Source organism: Burkholderia sp. BCC1644, assembly GCF_902833225.1.
GTDB lineage: Bacteria > Pseudomonadota > Gammaproteobacteria > Burkholderiales > Burkholderiaceae > Burkholderia.
Map to the genome: position 1 here is coordinate 61,266 of NZ_CADFEI010000021.1, position 19,507 is coordinate 80,772.

At 66.2% G+C, this 19,507-nt stretch carries 20 protein-coding genes; 10 read left to right on the forward strand and 10 right to left on the reverse strand.

Annotated features, from left to right (window positions below; genetic code table 11):
• Nucleotides 1-91 precede the first annotated feature (91 nt).
• The 7 genes from HWX87_RS31665 to mpl form a co-directional block, all read right to left on the reverse strand.
• Nucleotides 92-493 carry an EF-hand domain-containing protein gene (locus tag HWX87_RS31665; protein WP_176050902.1) on the reverse strand — a complete coding sequence of 134 codons (402 nt, stop codon included), beginning with the start codon at nt 491-493 and terminating at the stop codon, nt 92-94.
• Between the two features lie 82 nt (nt 494-575).
• Complete coding sequence (locus HWX87_RS31670) at nt 576-2,186, reverse strand: peptidase S10 (protein WP_176050903.1); 1,611 nt, start codon at nt 2,184-2,186, stop codon at nt 576-578.
• Between the two features lie 426 nt (nt 2,187-2,612).
• Entirely contained in the window at nt 2,613-3,350 is a 738-nt protein-coding gene (mtgA, locus tag HWX87_RS31675) for a monofunctional biosynthetic peptidoglycan transglycosylase (protein ID WP_176050904.1), read from the reverse strand.
• Nucleotides 3,351-3,364: 14 nt separating this feature from the next.
• Nucleotides 3,365-4,231, reverse strand: a complete 867-nt coding sequence (gene aroE / locus HWX87_RS31680; RefSeq protein WP_176050905.1) for a shikimate dehydrogenase — start codon at nt 4,229-4,231, stop codon at nt 3,365-3,367.
• Nucleotides 4,228-6,315 carry an RNB domain-containing ribonuclease gene (locus HWX87_RS31685; RefSeq protein ID WP_176050906.1) on the reverse strand — a complete coding sequence of 696 codons (2,088 nt, stop codon included), beginning with the start codon at nt 6,313-6,315 and terminating at the stop codon, nt 4,228-4,230. The genes aroE and HWX87_RS31685 overlap by 4 nt, the downstream gene beginning before the upstream one ends.
• Nucleotides 6,316-6,395: 80 nt before the next feature.
• Nucleotides 6,396-6,965: a YqiA/YcfP family alpha/beta fold hydrolase gene (locus HWX87_RS31690; protein WP_174954201.1), complete on the reverse strand. Its 570-nt coding sequence runs from the start codon at nt 6,963-6,965 to the stop codon at nt 6,396-6,398.
• Complete coding sequence (gene mpl / locus HWX87_RS31695) at nt 6,962-8,347, reverse strand: UDP-N-acetylmuramate:L-alanyl-gamma-D-glutamyl-meso-diaminopimelate ligase (protein ID WP_176050907.1); 1,386 nt, start codon at nt 8,345-8,347, stop codon at nt 6,962-6,964. Before mpl ends, HWX87_RS31690 begins: the two co-directional genes overlap by 4 nt.
• A gap of 248 nt (nt 8,348-8,595) precedes the next feature.
• Here mpl and HWX87_RS31700 point away from each other — a divergent pair, with 248 nt between their 5' ends.
• The 10 genes from HWX87_RS31700 to HWX87_RS31745 all read left to right on the forward strand — a co-directional run bounded on the left by HWX87_RS31700 (nt 8,596) and on the right by HWX87_RS31745 (nt 16,828).
• A complete protein-coding gene (locus HWX87_RS31700) occupies nt 8,596-9,240 on the forward strand; it encodes a UDP-N-acetylmuramate--alanine ligase (protein WP_176050908.1) in 645 nt (214 codons plus the stop codon).
• 7 nt (nt 9,241-9,247) lie between these two features.
• Complete coding sequence (locus HWX87_RS31705) at nt 9,248-9,799, forward strand: TlpA disulfide reductase family protein (RefSeq protein ID WP_176050909.1); 552 nt, start codon at nt 9,248-9,250, stop codon at nt 9,797-9,799.
• A gap of 194 nt (nt 9,800-9,993) precedes the next feature.
• A complete protein-coding gene (gene aroQ, locus HWX87_RS31710; protein WP_011350880.1) occupies nt 9,994-10,446 on the forward strand; it encodes a type II 3-dehydroquinate dehydratase in 453 nt (150 codons plus the stop codon).
• A 66-nt stretch (nt 10,447-10,512) separates the two neighbouring features.
• Nucleotides 10,513-10,986: an acetyl-CoA carboxylase biotin carboxyl carrier protein gene (gene accB, locus HWX87_RS31715; RefSeq protein ID WP_176050910.1), complete on the forward strand. Its 474-nt coding sequence runs from the start codon at nt 10,513-10,515 to the stop codon at nt 10,984-10,986.
• A gap of 85 nt (nt 10,987-11,071) precedes the next feature.
• A complete protein-coding gene (accC, locus tag HWX87_RS31720) occupies nt 11,072-12,439 on the forward strand; it encodes an acetyl-CoA carboxylase biotin carboxylase subunit (protein ID WP_176050911.1) in 1,368 nt (455 codons plus the stop codon).
• A gap of 2 nt (nt 12,440-12,441) precedes the next feature.
• On the forward strand, nt 12,442-13,344 hold the full coding sequence (gene prmA, locus HWX87_RS31725; protein WP_027783490.1) for a 50S ribosomal protein L11 methyltransferase: 903 nt from the start codon (nt 12,442-12,444) through the stop codon (nt 13,342-13,344).
• Between the two features lie 45 nt (nt 13,345-13,389).
• Nucleotides 13,390-14,733 (forward strand): zinc-ribbon and DUF3426 domain-containing protein, encoded by a 1,344-nt coding sequence (locus tag HWX87_RS31730; protein WP_176050912.1) that lies wholly within the window; start codon nt 13,390-13,392, stop codon nt 14,731-14,733.
• A gap of 74 nt (nt 14,734-14,807) precedes the next feature.
• The gene (gene tpx, locus HWX87_RS31735; RefSeq protein ID WP_175846465.1) at nt 14,808-15,311 is read left to right on the forward strand and encodes a thiol peroxidase; all 504 of its coding nucleotides are present in this window, start codon (nt 14,808-14,810) and stop codon (nt 15,309-15,311) included.
• Between the two features lie 85 nt (nt 15,312-15,396).
• Complete coding sequence (locus HWX87_RS31740) at nt 15,397-16,335, forward strand: carbohydrate kinase family protein (protein WP_176050913.1); 939 nt, start codon at nt 15,397-15,399, stop codon at nt 16,333-16,335.
• 19 nt (nt 16,336-16,354) lie between these two features.
• Nucleotides 16,355-16,828: a glycine zipper 2TM domain-containing protein gene (locus HWX87_RS31745; RefSeq protein ID WP_176050914.1), complete on the forward strand. Its 474-nt coding sequence runs from the start codon at nt 16,355-16,357 to the stop codon at nt 16,826-16,828.
• Between the two features lie 243 nt (nt 16,829-17,071).
• Here HWX87_RS31745 and HWX87_RS31750 read toward each other — a convergent pair whose 3' ends face one another.
• The 3 genes from HWX87_RS31750 to HWX87_RS31760 form a co-directional block, all read right to left on the reverse strand.
• The gene (locus tag HWX87_RS31750) at nt 17,072-17,740 is read right to left on the reverse strand and encodes a histone H1-like DNA-binding protein (protein WP_176050915.1); all 669 of its coding nucleotides are present in this window, start codon (nt 17,738-17,740) and stop codon (nt 17,072-17,074) included.
• A gap of 28 nt (nt 17,741-17,768) precedes the next feature.
• The gene (locus tag HWX87_RS31755; RefSeq protein WP_124455333.1) at nt 17,769-18,095 is read right to left on the reverse strand and encodes a hypothetical protein; all 327 of its coding nucleotides are present in this window, start codon (nt 18,093-18,095) and stop codon (nt 17,769-17,771) included.
• 83 nt (nt 18,096-18,178) lie between these two features.
• Nucleotides 18,179-19,390, reverse strand: a complete 1,212-nt coding sequence (locus HWX87_RS31760) for a ribonucleotide-diphosphate reductase subunit beta (RefSeq protein ID WP_014898151.1) — start codon at nt 19,388-19,390, stop codon at nt 18,179-18,181.
• Nucleotides 19,391-19,507: the final 117 nt, after the last annotated feature.

Sequence of the window (19,507 nt, forward strand, 5' to 3'; positions counted from 1 at the left end):
GCATGTGCGACGCAACGGCCGCGCCATGAACACGGGGGCGGAACCCGCCGTGTCGCAGGTTCCGCCCCCGTTTGCCCACGATACGCCGCGCCTACTGCTGGCTGCTCGTGCTGCGTGCCTGCATGTAGCGCTGCACGTCCGCGAACGACACGCGGCCGTTGCCGCTCGCGTCGATCTGCCGGAAGTGGTTCGCGACATAGCCGAGGCCAGCCGCACGCGCCTGCGACTCGGTGATCGCACCCGTGTTCTGCGTATCGGCCGCGCTGAACTGGCTCGCGAGCTTGCGCACCACCTGCGCATGCAGCGCGGCGCCCGTCGTCTGTGTGCCGGCGGTCGCGCGGCGCGCGGCCGGCGGCACGTACGGATCGCCGAGCTGCGCCTGGCGCGCACGTGCCGGTGCGGCGGCGTCGCTCGCCTGCGCGAACGCGGATACGGATGCTGCGGCACCGGCACATGCGAGCGCCGCGGCAACGACGATGAAACGTTTCTTCATATCAGGCTCCAGTCTGGAATGAGGTCGTCGACGGCCGGCGAACGGCGCCACCGCGGGCGCCCGTCGCCGGCCCGGCGCAGCATCAGTGCGCGGCCGCGTTGTAGAAGGTCACGAGGTCGGCTTTCTCCTGCGGACGCGACGTATCGTCGAGATAGACCATGTGTCCGCCCTGATAGTCCTTGATCGTCAGGTTCGGTTGGGTTCCGAGCCGCGCGAGGTCCAGCTCGGTCTGGTAGAACGGCGTCGCGATGTCGTGATACCCGTTCAGCGACAGCACCTTCAGTTGCGGATTCAGCGTCAGCGCCGCTGCCAGGTCGGGGATCGTGTCGGGCATCGCGAGCCCGTCGTGCGTCCAGTCCCACGTGTTGATCGCATTGCTGCTCACCGAATAGGCCGACTGCGCGGTGTACTTCAGCTCGTTCGGCAGGTAGCTGCCGATCGTATCGGTGAACGGCTTCGTGATGAACGAGCTCGACGGATCGCCGTCCGCCGCGAGCGGGCTCGACACGGGCACGTTCACGCGCGCGTCGTAGCGGCCGATCAGCGTGCCCGGCACCAGCGACAGCTGGAAGCTGTTGTCGAAGAAGGTCGGGATCACGTTGAAGTTCGCATTCCACAGCGACTGCTTCACGCCGGTCGCATTCGCCATCGTCGTGACGAGGTTCGGCGGCGGCGGCGTATGGCTCGCGAGGTACGCGTTCACGGCGGGCGCGTAGCTGCCGGCCGTCAGCAGGCGCATCTGGTCCGCGTACTGCGGCAGGCTCGACGGGTTCGGATTGTCGAGCTGGTAGTACGCGCCGACGGTCCCGTACGACGGCACGAAACCCGCGCAGCTCACCGGGCTCGATCCGTTGTTCGAGTTACCGATGTAGTCGCTCGCCATGTCGCAGTTCGTGTTGTAGTTCAGGATCGACGACTGCAGCACGACGCCGTCGAGCTTCACGCCGGCCGTCTCCAGCAGGTTCGCGAGCACGTCGGTGCGCGGCGTGCCGTACGATTCGCCGAACAGGTATTTCGGCGAAGCACTGCGCTGGTTCACGGTCAGGTAGCGCGTGACGAAATCGCGGAACGCGCCGCCGTCCTGGTCGACACCCCAGAACGTCTGGTTCGTGTTCGGTGCGATCGCTTCGGAGAAGCCGGTGCCGATCGCATCGACGAACACGAGGTCGGTCGTGTCGAGCAGGCTTTCCTGGTTGTCGACGAACGGGAACGTCGACGTGTTCGCGTTCGGGTCGCCCGTCTGGACCCGGCGCGGGCCGAACGAGCCGAGGTGCAGCCACACCGATGCCGAGCCCGGGCCGCCGTTGTACAGGAACGTGACGGGCCGCTTCGCCGCAGGCTGGTTGTCGGCCGTGTAGGCGACATAGAAGAACGACGCTTCCGGCGCGCCGGTCTGCGGATTGCGCGCGACGAGGTGGCCGGCCGTGGCCGTGTACCGGATCGTCTTGCCGTTCAGCGTGATCTGGTGATGCGTGACGGCCGCCTTTTCGACCGCGGCGGAAGCGTCGAGCGACGCAGTCGCGCTCGACGAATAACTATTGGGATCGTTGTACGCCCTGTCCACCTGACTGGCGGGATCGGCTGAATTGTCGGCGCTTGCAGCAGCGGACGATGACACGTCGTCGTTGCAGGCCGTCAGAATCAGCGAAGAAAACACCACCCCCAACAACAGCTTCGCTTTGCTCGCTGGCATCGTTGCTTTCCTTCTCTCGGATGTTTTTTGTGTCGAGCAGCCGGATAAGCCGCCCCCCGCCTCGATTGCGGCCGATAAGCCGAGGCGCTGGCCAATATACGCGAGCCCGTCAGCTTTGAAAAATTTTGAAATATTTGGCTGGCGGAGGGTGCGGCGCACACCTTTCAGGAATGCTTCGAATCGTGAAACGTTGCATTTCACGTCGCTTTCAGTGACTTTCGCGTTTACCCGCGGCGACTAAAAAAAGGCGGATTTCGTGCCATATCGGCAAACAAAACCACACGGTCGCGGGCATTGCTCAGCAAAGCGAAATAGACGAATTCGTCTAAAGGATGTGGCCCGAAATGCGCGCGACACGAATGCGCTGCGCTGCACCAATGGCGCCCGGGCGACGGAACGGACGATGCGACGGCGCGCTCGCGCCGTTCACTCCGATTGCGGCAGCTCGGCCGCGCCCATGCGGCGCGCGATGACGGCCGCGCGCTGCGCCTGGTAGGCCGAGCCGCGATGCGCGTCGAACCAGCGCGGCTTCGGCAGCATCACCGCGAGACGCGCCGACTGCCACGCGCCGAGCCGGCTCGCGGGGACCTTGTAGTAATAGCGTGCGGCCGCCTCGGCGCCGTATACGCCGCGGCCCCATTCGACCGAATTCAGGTAGATCTCGAAGATGCGCTCCTTGTCGAGCACCGCTTCGAGCATCCACGTGATGATGAGCTCCTGGCCCTTGCGGATGTAGCTCTTCTCGCGCGACAGGAACAGGTTGCGCGCGAGCTGCTGCGTGATCGTCGAACCGCCCGCGACGATCTTGCCGCGCGCCTTGTTCTTCTCCCACGCCTGCAGGATCGCGTCGACGTCGTAGCCGTTGTTGGTTGCGAAGGTCGAGTCTTCGGAGGCGATCAGCGCGCGCTTCAGGTTGCGCGAGATCTGGTCGTACGGCACCCACTGGTGCTGGATCTGCGCGGGCGGCGTGGCACGCGACAGCCACCACGCGTCGGTGCGCATGAACGCGGTCGAGCCCGGATTCACGAACGACCACAACGCGATCTGCGCGAGATAGAACAGCTGCGTCGCGAGCCACGCGCCCGCGAACACCGATCCCGCATAGACGATCCAGCGAGCGAGGCTCACCGGTCGCGTGCGCTGCGTGCTGCTCACCGCCACCACGTGCCGCGCTCCGGTCAGCTCGCCGCGAGCGCCTGGCGCAGCGCGGCCAGCACCGGTGCGCCGTCCGGCCGCACGCCGCGCCAGATGAAGAACGATTCGGCCGCCTGTTCGACGAGCATCCCCAGCCCGTCGGCCGTGCGCGCGCCGAGCGACGCCGCATTCTGCATGAACACGGTGGGCTGCGCGCCGTACATCATGTCGTACGCGAGCGTGCCCGCGCCGAACGCGGCCGCGTCGCATTCCGGCAATGCGGCATCGAGGCTGCCGGCCGTCGCGTTGATCACCACGTCATACGGCTCCGCGCGCACCACGCCGGGACCGCCGCCCGCGAGCGTGCAGCCCGCATCGTGCGCGGCCTGCATGAACTGGCCGACGAGCGCCTCGGCCTTGCTCGCGGTGCGATTCACGATCGTGATCGACAGCGGCGCACGGTCGAGCAGCGGCAGCACGACGCCGCGCGCCGCCCCGCCCGCACCGAGCAGCAGGATGCGCGCGCCCGCGAGCGACACGCCGAGATTCGCTTCGATGTCGCGCACGAGGCCGACGCCGTCGGTGTTGTCGCCGTGGATACGGCCGTCGGCATCGATGCGCAGCGTATTCACCGCGCCTGCCGCCGCCGCGCGCGGCGACAGCGAGTCGGCCAGCGCATGCGCTTCGAGCTTGAACGGCACCGTCACGTTCGCGCCGCGGCCGCCTTCGGCGACGAAGGCGCGCACGGCGGCTTCAAAGCCGTCGACCGGCGCGAGCCGGTGCGCGTAGTCGATCGGCTCGCCGGTCTGCGCGGCGAACTGCGCGTGGATGAACGGCGACTTGCTGTGCGCCACCGGGTTGCCGAACACGACATAGCGGTCGGCGCCGCTCGTCGACGCAATCGCGTTCATGATGCGCGCCCCTCTTCTTCGACGTTACCGCTTGCGGCTTCGCTGCCCTCACCCGCCGCTGCGCCGTCCGCTTCCGCCAGCGCTTCCGCCTCGGTTTCCGCCGACGCGTCTTCCGCGTCGACCAGCGTGTCGTCGCCGCCTTCGGCGTCTTCCTCTTCCTCGGCCGCGTCGCCGCTCGTCACGGCCGGCGCGTCGAGCACGTTCAGCAGCCGCACCGACGCCTCGATCGTCAGCTCGTCGAGCGACATCACGTCGAGCAGCACGCGCGTGCCGCGCGCGTGCACGCCGAGGCCCGGCACGTGCAGCAGCAGCGGAATTTCCTCGAGGCGCACGAGATCGCCCTTCACGACGCTCGCGACGACGTGCTTCTTCTGCTCCTGCGCGAGCCAGCGCAGGCACCAGAAGTACTCCATCCGGCGCTGGTAGTCGGCGTAGGCCGTGTAGGTGTCGTCGAAGCCCTGAACGACCGCGTACAGGTCGGCGTCCTTCGGCTTGAACGGCGCCGCGAGCTTCGCGGTGACGCCATGCTGCACGCACGCGAGCAGCTGCCACTGGTTCACGAGGTCGACGTAACGGCGCAGCGGCGACGTGCTCCACGCGTACTGCGGCACGCCGAGGCCTTCGTGCGGCGCGGCCGTCGTCTGCATCCGCGTGCGCTTCGGGCCCGGTGCGCCGAAGCCGCGCTGCGAGCGGTAGATGCCCGGCACCGTGTGGTCGTGCAGGAACGCGCCCCAGGTCGAGTTCGCGAGGATCGCGAGCTCCGACACGATCAGGTCGAGCGGCGACCCGCGGCGGCGCGGCGTGATGGACACCTGCTCGCCTTCGACGTAGAAGTTGTAGTCGGTGTTGCGCTGCACCTCGCGCTTCAGGCCGTAGCCTGCGCGCGCGACCTGGCGCTTCTCGAACAGCGCCTGCGCGAGCGGCCACAGCACGGCGATGTCGTCCTTGTGCGGATAGTCGCCCGTGCCGGCCGCGAGCGTCTCTTCGTTGACGAGCTCGTCGAGCGTGTTGTGGCGCAGGTTGTTCTTCACGAACACCAGCTCGGCGCGCGTCTCGTTCGCGACGATGTCCTGCGTTTCGCGGTTGACGATGATGTACAGCGACAGCGCCGGACGGTAATCGCCTTCCTTCAGCGTGAACACGTCGACGACGTCGTCCGGCAGCATCGTGATCTTGTCGCCCGGCATATAGACGGTCGACAGGCGCGTGCGCGCGATCGCATCGACCGCGTCGCCGCGCACGATGCCGAGCGCCGGCGCCGCGATGTGCACGCCGATCCGCACCCGGCCGTCCGACAGATGCTCGACCGAGAACGCATCGTCGATTTCCGTCGTCGTGACGTCGTCGATCGAGAACGCCTCGACGTTCGCGCGCGGCAGGTCGTCCGGCAGCGCGCCGACCGTGACGGGCGGAAAGCCCGTGCCGTGCGGGAAGAATTCCGCGAGGAAGCGCGCCTCGTGCAGCGCACGCGGCGACGCGATGCCGCCGCAGTCGAGCATCAGACGCGCCGGCGACACGCCACGCGCGCCGGCCGCCGCTTCCATCGCCTTGTATTCGATCGCGTTCTTGTCCGGCCGCGTCAGCAGCCCGAGCACCTTGCCCGCGAATGCTTCCGGCAGCTTGCCGGCCTTCAGCTCCTCTTCATACTGCGCTTGCACCAGCGCCTGCTGGCGCTTGCGCTCGAGCGACGCGAGCGCCATCTTGAGTTGCTCTTCCGGCGCGCGCTGGTACTGGCCGCGCCCCTTGCGGCGGAAGTAGACGGGCGATCCGTGCAGCCGCAGCACGAGCGCGGCGCGCTCGACCGGGCCATAAGTCGCGCCGAAGTACTCGGCGGCCAGCGCCGTATAGGCAAACTCGTCGGCCGGCGCGCATTCCCACAGAAAATCCAGGTCGATCTGCTGCGCGGCCGTGTCGGCCTCCTGCATCAGCTCGCCCGCGGCCGGCTTCTCGAATTCGATCAGCACGTCTTTCGCGCGTACCTTTGCCCGCCGCCCGCCGGGCAACTCGACCTGAAATGCATCGCCCTGGCGCGACAGCACGCTGCCCGCCTTGAAACTGCCCGATTCCTCGAAGAAAACGTTCACTCAGTACTCTCGTTCAGACTGCCCGGCGCCGCATCGGCGGCGCCGCATGATGATGGGAATTCGATCGGCACGTGGCCGGTTCAAGACGTTTTTTCGTCGCAAAAGGCGAGAACGTCGTCGACATAGTCGGCAAATTCGCTGATCCCGTGATCGCTGCCTTCGATCACGCGCGTCTTCGCGCCCGGGTAATGCGCGAGCATCTCGCGGTAATCGAGCACTTCGTCACCGGTCGCCGCGAACAGATAGTAGCGTTCGGCACGCGTGATCGCCGGCACGCGCAGCGCATCGAGCTCATGCAGGTGACGGCGTTCGACGACGATCGTGCCGCCGCCGTGGTACAGCGGCTGTTCGCCCAGATGCTGCTCGAGATCGCGCTGCGGCACGATGGCCGGATTCAGCAGCACGGCCTTCCAGCCGTGCTTTTCGGCCAGCCAGGTGGCGTAATAGCCGCCGAGCGAGCTGCCGATGACGGTGACATCGCGCGCACCGGCCACCTCGGCTTCCGCGACCGCGATCGCCTCGAGCGGCGACACCGACAGCGACGGGCACCGCCACTCGTCGGTGCGGCCGAGTTCGGCCATGCGCGCGGCGAGCTGCCGCGACTTCTGCGATTCCGGGGACGACCGGAAACCGTGCAGATACAGGATCACGTGCGGCTCCCGAGCGCATCGAGCAGCTTCTGGTGCACGCCGCCGAAGCCGCCGTTGCTCATCACGAGCACGTGGTCACCCGGGCGCGCGGCCTCGACCACCGCCTTCACCAGCAGGTGAAGATCGTCGAACGCGCGCGCGTGATCGCCGAGCGGCGCCAGCGCTTCGGCCAGATTCCAGCCGAGCGCGTCGCGCCCCGTCGGGGCGCCGTAGCCGAACACGAGATCGGCATCGGCGAGGCTTGCCGGCAACTGCGACTTCATCACGCCGAGCTTCATCGTGTTCGAGCGCGGCTCGAGCACGGCGAGGATGCGGGCATTCTGGCGGCCGATGCGCGCACGAAGGCCGGCGATCGTGGTTTCGATCGCAGTCGGATGGTGCGCGAAATCGTCGTAGACGGTCACGCCGTCGACGCTGCCGCGCACTTCCATGCGGCGCTTCACGTTGCGGAACGACGCGAGCGATTCGGCCGCCTGCGCGGGCGGCACGCCGACGTGGCGCGCGGCGGCAATCGCCGCGAGCGCGTTCATCCGGTTGTGATCGCCCTGCACCTGCCATGCGACTTCGCCGACGCGCTCGGCCTTCGAGTACACCGCGAAGCGCTCGTCGACCGGCACGCCGTCCTCGGCCGGCAGCGCCTGCCAGCCGCCGTCGACGCCGAACCGCTCGACCTCGCTCCAGCAGCCGCGCGCCAGCACGCGCTCGAGCGCGTCCGAGCGGCCGTTCGTGACGATCCGGCCGACGCCGGGCACGGTACGCACGAGATGGTGGAATTGCGTCTCGATCGCGGCGAGATCCGGGAAGATGTCGGCGTGATCGAATTCAAGGTTGTTCAGCACCGCGGTGCGCGGCCGGTAGTGGACGAACTTCGAGCGCTTGTCGAAGAACGCGGTGTCGTACTCGTCGGCCTCGATCACGAAGAAGCTCGAATCGGTGAGCCGCGCCGACACGCCGAAGTTCAGCGGCACGCCGCCGATCAGGAAGCCCGGGTTCAGGCCCGCGTCTTCCAGCAGCCACGCGAGCATCGACGACGTGGTCGTCTTGCCGTGCGTGCCCGCGACCGCGAGCACCCATTTGCCGGCCAGCACGTGCTCGCCGAGCCACTGCGGGCCCGACACGTACGGCAGGCCGCGATCGAGGATCGCCTCCATCAGCGGATTGCCGCGTGTGACGACGTTGCCGATCACGAACAAGTCCGGTTTCAGGTCGATCTGTTCTGCGCCGTAGCCCTCGATCAGCGTGATGCCTTGCGCCTCGAGCTGCGTGCTCATCGGCGGATAGACGCCCGCGTCGCAACCCGTCACCGTGTGGCCTGCCTCGCGCGCGAGTACGGCGAGACCGCCCATGAAGGTGCCGCAGATGCCAAGAATGTGGATGTGCATAGAGATGAATGCTTTCGCGCCGCCGGGCGCCGTCGATTCGGAAAAGATGTGTGTGCGGTGCGCCGGACGAGCCGCGCGACCGGCGCCTGGCCAACGACTTTTGCCGCGACACAAAGATGGCTATTGTAACTGACGGCCTGCGCTGCCCGGCGGCCCGAACGATGCGAGCGAACGCCGGCCGCGTGCCGGGCGGCAGCCCGCCGCACCCGCGCTCGGGCGCTTCGGCGATCGAGTATGATTGCCGGATCATGTCTCGCAAATCCCTTCTCGACCCGTGGCGCGTCCGCGAGGAAATCGCCCAATCCGCCGCCCGCCTGATCGCGGAGGACGGCCTCGACTACGCCGGCGCGAAACGCAAGGCCGCGCGCCAGTTGCTCGGCGATTCGCGCGTTGCCGGCGAATGGCTGCCGGATAACGACCAGATCGAGGAAGAACTGCGCGAGTACCTCGCGCTGTTCCAGAGCGACACGCAGCCGGACGAACTGCGCCGCCTGCGCGAGATCGCGCTCGACTGGATGCGCCGGCTCGCCGAGTTCCATCCTTATGTGACGGGCGCCGTGCTGAACGGCACCGCGAACGCCCATTCGGATATCCATTTGCAGGCATTCACCGACAACCCGAAGGACGTCGCCATCTACCTGCTGAACCAGAACGTCCAGTACGACGTATCCGAGACGCGGCACTTCGCGGGCCGCGCCGACGTCGAGACGCTCAGCTTCCTGTGGCGCCCGCGGCGCGACGTGGATGCGATCGGCATCCACCTCGCGCTCTATGCGAGCGACGACCTGCGCGGCGCGGTCAAGGCCGACGCGCGCGGCCGCGTCGCCCGCGCGGATGCCACCGCGCTGCGTGCCCTCGTCGAAGCAGGCAAGACCCCTTCCGAACCGGAATGATTCAACGATGATGATGAAACGCATGTTGGCGCTCGCGGTCGTCGCGGCCGCCGCCGTTGCCGGCGGGCTCACCGCCGGCCATTGGTTCCGCGGCAGCGCCGACGACGGCGTCGCCGTCGCCGCGCCCGCCGCGCAGGGCAACCCCGTCGAGCAGTTGTGGGCGTCGTCGCTGACGGGCACCGACGGCAAGCCGGCCACGCTGGCCGCCTTCAAGGGCCAGAAGGTCGTCGTCAATTTCTGGGCGTCGTGGTGCGGCCCATGCGTCGAGGAGATGCCCGAGCTCGTCGCGCTGTCACATCAGTACAAGCAGAAAGGCATCCGTTTCATCGGGATCGGCGTCGATTCCGAGCAGAACGTGAAGACCTTCCTGCAAAAGGTGAAGGTCGACTATCCGGTCTTCGTCAGCGGTTATGCAGGCGCAGATCTGGCCCGTAATTTTGGAAACACGGCCGGCGCGCTGCCGTTTACGGTCGTGATCGACGAAACCGGCAAGATTCGCGAGACAAAATTGGGACAAATCCAACCGGCCGAACTGAAAAAGACGCTCGACGCGCTATAACCGGCTCGAACGGCGGGCCGCAAGTTGGCGGCGATTTGCCCGTCGATCGCCGCAATTTCGCGTGAATTCGCCGATACTTTGCATCCATGCCGGTAATTCTTGCAGGTCCGGCGCGCCCGGCCGTTCGGCAAAACTAGACAAATTTCTCTAAATAGCGCTAAAGTTCGCGCAATTCCGCAGAAATAGAAGCGACCATGACACGATTGCTGGTGCTGCACGGCCCCAACCTGAACCTTCTCGGCACCCGGGAACCGGAGGTGTACGGCCGCGTCACGCTCGCGCAGATCGATCAGGCGCTTGCCGCGCGCGCCCGGGAAGCCGGCGCGGAGCTGTCGTCGTTCCAGAGCAACCATGAAGGTGCGCTGGTCGACCGCATCCAGGCCGCGCGGGAGGAACAGACCGATTTCATCCTGATCAATCCGGCCGCGTATACGCACACGAGCGTCGCGATCCGGGACGCGATCGCCGGCGTTGGCATCCCGTTCGTCGAGGTTCACTTGTCGAACGTGCATCGCCGCGAAGCGTTCAGGCACCACTCCTACTTTTCCGACCAGGCCGAAGGCGTCATCTGCGGGCTCGGCTGGAAAGGTTATCTGTACGCGCTCGAGTACGCGCTGGACAAGCTGCAAGGCACGTCGCGCGGCTGATTTCGCGATCTAGATTCAGCGCCGGCCCCTAACCGGCGCTTTCACGTATTGAAAGGGGAATTCCCGATGGATCTTCGTAAGCTGAAAACTCTGATCGACCTCGTTTCCGAATCCGGCATCTCCGAGCTGGAAGTGACGGAAGGCGAAGGCAAGGTGCGCATCGTCAAGAACGCGCCGCCGATCTACGTGCAGCCGACGGCTGGGTATGCCCCGCAAGTCAGCGCGCCCGCTCCGTCGGTCGCGCTGCCGACCGAAGGCGCTGCCGCGCCGGCCGCAGGTGGCGCTGCCGCACCGGCCGTCCCGCAGGGCCACATCGTGACGTCGCCGATGGTCGGCACGTTCTATCGCGCACCGTCGCCGGGCGCGGACCCGTTCGTCCAGGTCGGCGATACGGTCAAGGAAGGCCAGACGATCTGCATCATCGAAGCGATGAAGCTGCTCAACGAGATCGAGTCGGACAAGGCCGGCGTGATCAAGGAAATCCTCGTCGAGAACGGCCAGGCCGTCGAATACGGCCAGCCGCTTTTCGTGATCGGCTAAGCCCGCCGCGCGGCCCTGTCGGCCGCGCGCCGCCGATGCTCGCCAGGCGCCGTTCGCGCGCCCCTCGAAGAGACGAATACTCGCTATGTTTGAAAAAATCCTCATTGCCAACCGCGGTGAAATCGCGCTGCGCATTCAGCGCGCGTGCCGCGAGCTCGGCGTCAAGACGGTGGTCGTCTACTCGGAAGCCGACAAGGAAGCCAAGTACGTGCGCCTCGCGGACGAAGCCGTCTGTATCGGCCCGGCCCCGTCGAACCTGAGCTACCTGAACATGCCGGCGCTGATCAGCGCCGCGGAAGTCACCGACGCCGAAGCGATCCACCCCGGCTACGGCTTCCTGTCGGAAAACGCCGATTTCGCGGAACGCGTCGAGCAGTCGGGCTTCACGTTCATCGGCCCGCGCCCGGAAACGATCCGCATGATGGGCGACAAGGTCACCGCGAAGCAGACGATGATCAAGACCGGCGTGCCGTGCGTGCCGGGCTCGGAAGGCGCGTTGCCGGACGATCCGAAGGAGATCGTCAAGATTGCACGCGCGATCGGCTATCCGGTCATCATCAAGGCGGCAGGCGGCGGTGGCGGGCGCGGGATGCGCGTCGTACACACCGAGGCCGCGCTCGTCAACGCGGTCAACATGACCCGCGAGGAAGCCGGCCGTGCGTTCGGCAACCCGCAGGTGTACATGGAGAAGTTCCTCGAGAACCCGCGCCACATCGAGATCCAGGTGCTGTCGGACGCGTACAAGAACGCGATCTGGCTGGGTGAACGCGACTGCTCGATGCAGCGCCGCCACCAGAAGGTGATCGAGGAAGCGCCGGCGCCCGGCATTCCGCGCCGCCTGATCGACCGCATCGGCGACCGCTGCGCGGACGCGTGCAAGAAGATGGGCTACCTCGGCGCGGGCACGTTCGAATTCCTGTACGAAAACGGCGAGTTCTACTTCATCGAGATGAACACGCGCGTGCAGGTCGAGCACCCGGTATCGGAGCTGATCACGGGCGTCGACATCGTGCAGGAACAGATCCGCATCGCGGCCGGCGAGAAGCTCACGCTGCGCCAGCGCGACGTCCAGTTCCGCGGACATGCGATCGAATGCCGGATCAACGCCGAAGATCCGTTCAAGTTCACGCCGTCGCCGGGCCGGATCACGTCGTGGCATACGCCGGGCGGCCCCGGCGTGCGCGTCGACTCGCATGCCTACAATGGCTATTTCGTGCCGCCGAACTATGATTCGATGATCGGCAAGCTGATCACCTACGGCGCGACGCGCGAGCAGGCGATCCGCCGGATGCGCATCGCGCTGTCGGAAATGGTCGTCGAAGGCATCCAGACCAACATCCCGCTGCACCGCGAGCTGATGATCGACTCGAAGTTCGTCGAAGGCGGCACCAGCATCCACTACCTCGAAAACCGGCTCGCGCAGAAGCAGCAGGTCGCACCGGAAGAAGCGTAAGCATGAGCTATCGCGAACTCGTCGTCGAACTGGCCCGTGAGCATGCGGAGGCGCTGTCCGACGCGCTGCTCGACCTCGGCGCGCTGTCGGTGTCCGTGGAAGACGCCGACGCCGACACGCCCGACGAACAGCCGCTCTTCGGCGAGCCGGGCCTCGTGCCCGATCGCACCGCGTGGCAGCACTCGCGCGTGGTCGCGCTGCTGTCGGCCGACCATGAGCCGGCCGTGCTGCTCGCCGCGGCTGCAAACGAGATCGGCATCGCCGAAACGCCGACGTTCGTCGTCCGCGAAGTCGAGGAACAGGACTGGGTGCGGCTCACGCAATCGCAGTTCGAGCCGATCCCGATCGGCGAGCGGATCTGGGTCGTGCCGTCGTGGCACGATGCGCCCGATCCCGACGCGCTCGTCCTCGAACTCGATCCGGGCCTCGCATTCGGCACCGGCAGCCACCCCACTACCCGCCTGTGCATGGAGTGGCTCGAACAGTCGGTGAAGCCCGGCCAGTCGGTGCTCGACTACGGCTGCGGCTCGGGCATTCTCGCGATCCTCGCGAAGAAATGCGGGGCGAACCCCGTGATCGGCATCGACATCGATCCGCAAGCCGTCGAATCGGCGCGCCAGAACAGCGAGCGCAACCGCGCGGAAGTCACGTACGGGCTGCCCGACGCATGCCCGGACGGCGAATTCGACATCGTGGTCGCGAACATCCTGTCGAACCCGCTGAAGCTGATGGCGTCGATGCTCGCATCGAAGGTCAAACCGGGCGGGCGCATCGCGCTGTCGGGCGTGCTCGCGCGCCAGGCGGACGAAGTCGCGGCCGTCTACGCGCGCTACGTCGACATCTCGGTCTGGCGTGAACACGAAGGTTGGGTATGCCTCGCCGGAACCCGGCGCGAAAGCCATTAGAATAGCGCTGTCCTTCACTCTGGCCAGCAGGCCGCCCGGCTCGACATGCTTCTTGCGACGCGCTGCCCTCATTGCGAAACCGTCTTCCGGCTGCAGCAGGAACAGCTCTCGCTGCATGAAGGGCTCGTGCGCTGCGGCCATTGCCACGAAGTCTTCAACGCGTCCGAATCGCTCGTCCCCGAGCACGCGCAGCAGCCCGAACCGGCACTGACCGAAACGGCTGCGGCGCCGGACGACATCGCACACCATCCGGCCCCGCCCGCCCGGCTGTTCACCGCCGACGCACCGGCCGGGTCGCCGTCCGACTCCGATTACAAGCCGGAAGGCTGGGACATGTGGGCGCCGTGGCTCGACGCCGGCGTCGATCCGTCGCTGCAGCACAGCGTCGAGACCGTACGCACCGAGCCGCTGGTGCCGCTCGCGCTCCCGTCCACGGAAGCCGGCGTCGTTCACCTGTCGGGTACGCCCGCGCCGTTCCCGTCCCCGACCGAACTCGACGCAGCTTCAACCGACGTCGCGCAACCGGCCGAACCGCATTCGCAGCAGACGGAACCCGACACCGCAGCCTCGCCCGCGCCGGTCGAGCGCGATCCGCGCGAGCCTCGCTTCGTCGCCCATGTTCCGTCGGAACCGGAAGCAACACCCGATGCCGCCGAACCCGTCGGCCAAGCGCACTTCACCGTGCCGGACGACGATCGCGCGCCGCGCGAGCCGCGTTTTGCGTTCACCCCGGCACCGGCCGTCACCGAACCTGAACCCGAAACCGGATCCGGACCCGGCGCGTTCACCCCGCATGACAAGGCCGCGCCCGCAATCGGCGAGCCGGCCGCACCGTTCCCGGCCGCACTGACCGACGATGACCGCCCGCACTTCGCCGTCACGCGCGAGACGCGCGCGCCGCAGCAGCGCGGGATGCTCGGCGGTTTCTTCGGCGGCCTCGTCGCCGCGGTGCTGGCCGTGCTGCTCGTCGCGCAGCTTGCGTGGTGGCAACGTGAAACGCTGATGATCTACTGGCCCGTCACGCAGGGCTGGTTCCGGCAGGCCTGCGCGCCGCTCGGCTGCACGGTCGCGCCGCCGCGCGCGATCGACGGCCTGCGGCTCGATGCGACCGACCTGCGCCAGCTCGACGGGCCGCGCGAACTCGAATTGAAGGTACCGCTGACGAACCGCCTCCGCGTCGCGCTCGCGTATCCGTCGCTCGAACTCACGCTGCTCGACGACACCAATCACGTGACCGTGCGCCGCGTGCTCGCGCCGCGCGACTACGTGCGCCCGGGCACGCCGATCGACGCCGGGCTGCCGCCCGGCACCACGCAGACGATGGTCGTCCGCCTCGAAACGAACGGCACGCCTGCGTCGAATTTCCGCGTCCAGATCTTCTATCCGTGACGCGCCGCGGCGCGCGCATGCGCGCCCGTCTCAACCCGCGCGCCTCGAACGGCGCGCTATTTCGGAGCACGAACATGAGCAAAGTTACGCTGGGTGGCAACCCGATCGATCTCGCCGGCACGTTCCCGGCCGCCGGCGCCCAAGCCGCCGATTTCAAGCTGGTCGGCAAGGACCTCGCCGACCTGTCGCTCGCCAGCTTCGCCGGCAAGCGCAAGGTGCTGAACATCGTGCCGAGCCTCGACACGCCGACCTGCGCGACGTCGACCCGCAAGTTCAACGAAGCTGCGTCGTCGCTCGACAACACGGTCGTGGTGGTCGTGTCCGCCGACCTGCCGTTCGCCGCCACGCGCTTCTGCACGACCGAAGGCCTCGAGAACGTCGTGACGGCCTCGACGTTCCGCACCGGCCGCGCGTTCGCGAACGCGTACGGCGTCGACGTGACGAGCGGCCCGCTGAACGGCCTGACCGCACGCGCGGTCGTCGTGCTCGACGCGCAGGACAAGGTGATCCACGCGGAACTCGTCGGCGAAATCAAGGACGAGCCGAACTACGATGCAGCGCTCGCCGCACTGAAGTAAGCTTTCTACCGCTTTCCCCTGCCGCGCCGCGCCCTTCGCGCGGCGTTGTCGCGCAGGGTCCCTCATTTCTACAGGAACGCACACCTTGGCTACGCTGATTTGCGGCTCGATCGCCTACGACTCCATCATGACCTTCGAAGGGCGGTTCCGCGAGCACATCCTGCCCGACCAGGTGCACCTCATCAACCTGAGCTTCCTCGTGCCGACGATGCGCCGCGAATTCGGCGGCTGCGCGGGCAACATCGCGTACGCGCTGCACCTGCTGGGCGGCGATGCGCGCATGATGGGGACGATGGGCGCGCTCGACGCGCAGCCATATCTCGACCGGCTCGACCAGCTCGGCCTGCGCCGCGACCACGTTCGCGTGTTGCCCGATACGTATACGGCGCAAGCGATGATCACGACCGATCTCGACAACAACCAGATCGCTGCGTTCCACCCGGGCGCGATGATGCAGTCGCACCTGAACCATGCGGGCGACGCACCGGACATCAAGCTCGCGATCGTCGGTCCGGACGGCTTCGACGGGATGGTGCAGCACGTGGAAGAGCTCGCCAAGGCCGGTGTGCCGTTCGTGTTCGACCCGGGCCAGGGTCTGCCGCTGTTCGACGGTGCGACGCTGCGCCGCAGCATTGAACTTGCGACCTATGTGGCGGTCAACGACTACGAGGCCAAGCTGGTGAGCGACAAGACGGGATGGTCCGAAGATGAAATCGCCAGCCGGGTCGACGCCCTCGTCATTACGCGTGGCGAGCATGGCGCGACCATCCGCCACAAGCAGGGCACGGAGCAGATTCCTGTCGTGCCGGCCGAGCGCATCGCCGATCCGACCGGCTGTGGCGATGCCTTCCGGGGCGGTCTGCTGTACGGCATCGAGCATGGCCTCGACTGGGCAACCACGGGGCGCCTCGCGAGCCTGATGGGCTCGCTCAAGATTGCCCACCAGGGGCCCCAGACTTACGTACTGACGCGCGCCGAAATCGACGCGCGCTTCGAGACTGCATTCGGTTACAGTCTCAAATGAATATTGTGGGAGAGCAAAGATGTTGATGAAAAAAACCCTCACGCTCGCGGCCATGCTGACGGCCACGCTGACGCTCGCCGGCTGCTTCACGGCACCCGGTTCGGCCGATGTCTATAGCGTCGGCCAGGCACAGCGCGAACAGACGGTCCGCATGGGCACGGTCGAAAGCGTCCGCGCGGTACGCATCCAGTCCGACGGCGGCGGCAGCGCGATCGGTACGCTCGGCGGCGGCGCACTCGGCGCGGTCGCAGGCAGCGCGATCGGCGGCGGCAAAGGCTCGATCCTGACGGCCATCGCCGGCGGCCTCGTTGGCGCGGTCGCGGGTAACGCGGTCGGCGAAAACCTCAGCACGGCGAACGGTGTCGAAATCACCGTGCGCCTCGACAACGGCGATCTGCGCTCGATCACGCAGGCGGCAAACGGCGAAGCGTTCCGCGCCGGCGAGCGTGTGCGACTGCTGTCGAGCGGCGGCGTCACGCGCGTCACGCACTAACCGGTATCCTCAGCGCGCGGCGCAAGCCGCGGTCGAACGCATGTGCGAAGCTGCACATGCGTTTTTTTTCGTCCGTACTCGCCGCAGCCCGCGTACGGGCAGCCGGCATACGGGCCCCCGACACCTCGGCGAGTACGGACGAAAAAAATCCCGCCACCTGAGCCAGATGGCGGGACTGATTGAGTAGCGCTACTCAACCCACGGACACCACGTGAGTGTCCGGGTGGTGCTGGTCAGCCGCGATTACGGACGGCTGCCGGTCGGGAACGGCCATGCAGCTGCCGGGTTGAGCGCGGTCTTCGCGCCCGATGCCGGCGCAACCGATGCGGTCGACGCGGTCGTTGCCGGCGCAGCCTTCTTCACGACGGCCTTCTTCGGAGCAGCAGCCTTCTTCGGGGCAGCAGCCTTCTTCGCCGGAGCAGCAGCCGCCTTCGCAGGGGCAGCCTTCTTGGCAGGCGCAGCCTTCTTAGCGGCAGCCTTCTTCGCAGGCGCGGCCTTCTTCGCAGCAGCCTTCTTGGCAGGCGCAGCCTTCTTCGCAGCGGCCTTCTTCGCCGGTGCTGCCTTCTTCGCAGCAACCTTCTTCACTGCGACTTTCTTGGCTGCAACCTTCTTCGCAGCGGCCTTCTTCGCCGGTGCTGCCTTCTTTGCAGCAACCTTCTTCACTGCGACTTTCTTCGCTGCGACCTTCTTGGCTGCAACCTTCTTCGTTGCGACCTTCTTGACTGCAACCTTCTTCGCAGCGGCCTTCTTCGCCGGTGCTGCCTTCTTCGCAGCAACCTTCTTCACTGCGACTTTCTTCGCTGCGACCTTCTTCACTGCAGCGGCCTTCTTCGCCGGAGCAGCAGCCTTCTTCGCAACGGTCTTCTTGGCAGCAACCTTCTTAGCAGCCGGTTTCTTCTTGGCAGTAGCCATGTTGTTCTCCTTCAGGTTCAGATGAGAGTCAGTTCAAACTACACCCTTCGTCAAAACCCGCTTCCCGCGGACGCTGTTCAGGACGTGCGCTTCGAAGCGGGCTATTCATCGGCGTACGCGGATACCACGCGCTTACGCTAATGAATACGGTATGGCGCGCGTGACCACTCGGCCTCGCGCGCCAAATCAAGTCGGTAGCCGGCGCACCTCGCGCCGCTACCCCTAATCGCTTGATCAAGCGGACCGCCACACGGCCGTCCGCTTTATCCGGAGGGAAGTTTGCCCATCCCACTGAAGGGTTCGCAAAGTGCCGGTCGTATCGTTGGGCCGTTAAGGCACCGGGCATGCTTTGCATCAGGCGTTCTTGCTCCTAAACCTAGGGCCGGGGCCGAGAGGCCACCGGCTGCTCACATCATGTGACGGGTTCGCTGCTGCGGGTTATTCCCAGGACAGCGCGCCCCCCGTCTGATACTCGATCACACGCGTCTCGAAGAAGTTGCGTTCCTTCTTCAGGTCGATCATCTCGCTCATCCACGGGAACGGGTTTTCCTCGTTCGGGTACAGCGGATCGAGGCCGATCTGCTGGCAACGGCGGTTGCTGATGAAGCGCAGGTAGCTCTTGAACATCGACGCGTTCAAACCCAGCACGCCGCGCGGCATCGTGTCTTCGGCGTAGCGGTATTCGAGTTCGACAGCCTGCTTGAACAGCTCGCGGATCTCGGCGCGGAACTCCGCGGTCCAGAGGTGCGGATTCTCGAGCTTGATCTGGTTGATCAGGTCGATGCCGAAGTTGCAGTGCATCGACTCGTCGCGCAGGATGTACTGATATTGCTCTGCAGCACCCGTCATCTTGTTCTGGCGGCCGAGTGCGAGGATCTGCGTGAACCCGACATAGAAGAACAGGCCTTCCATGATGCAGGCGAACACGATCAGCGACTTCAGCAGCTTCTGATCCGCTTCGAGCGTGCCGGTCTTGAAAGCCGGATCCGTCAGCGTATGGATGAACGGAATCAGGAATTCGTCCTTCGCGCGGATCGACGTGACCTCGTGGTACGCGTTGAAGATCTCGCCTTCATCGAGACCGAGCGATTCGACAATGTATTGGTACGCGTGCGTGTGGATCGCTTCCTCGAACGCCTGGCGCAGCAGGAACTGCCGGCACTCGGGCGCCGTGATGTGGCGGTACGTGCCGAGCACGATGTTGTTCGCCGCGAGCGAATCGGCCGTCACGAAGAAGCCGAGGTTGCGCTTCACGATGCGGCGCTCGTCCTCGGTCAGACCGTTCGGGTCCTTCCACAGTGCGATGTCGCGGGACATGTTGATTTCCTGCGGCATCCAGTGGTTCGCGCAACCGGCCAGATACTTTTCCCACGCCCACTTGTACTTGAACGGCACCAGCTGATTCACGTCAGTCTGGCCGTTGATGATGCGCTTGTCGGCGACATTGACCCGCGCTTCCGAACCGCCGGCGGGAACAGCCGATGCTTGCGGCGGCACCGCAAGATCGCCTTCGAAAATGTCACGGACCTGATGGGCGGCAGGCGTTGCAGCCTGCATTCCGACAGCCATCCCGGCGGAGGTGCGCATCGCGTTTTGCTGCGCTCCGCTCGCGGGGGTTACGGCAGTCTTCTCGTCATCCCAGTTGAGCATAAATTCTCACCATCAATTTAGAACGGTTTGTACCATCTTTTCCTGAGCGATAAAAGGGTTCGCTCACGAAAAATCCTTTTTTCGATTCGCCTTGCGACCTCGATACAACACTTTGAG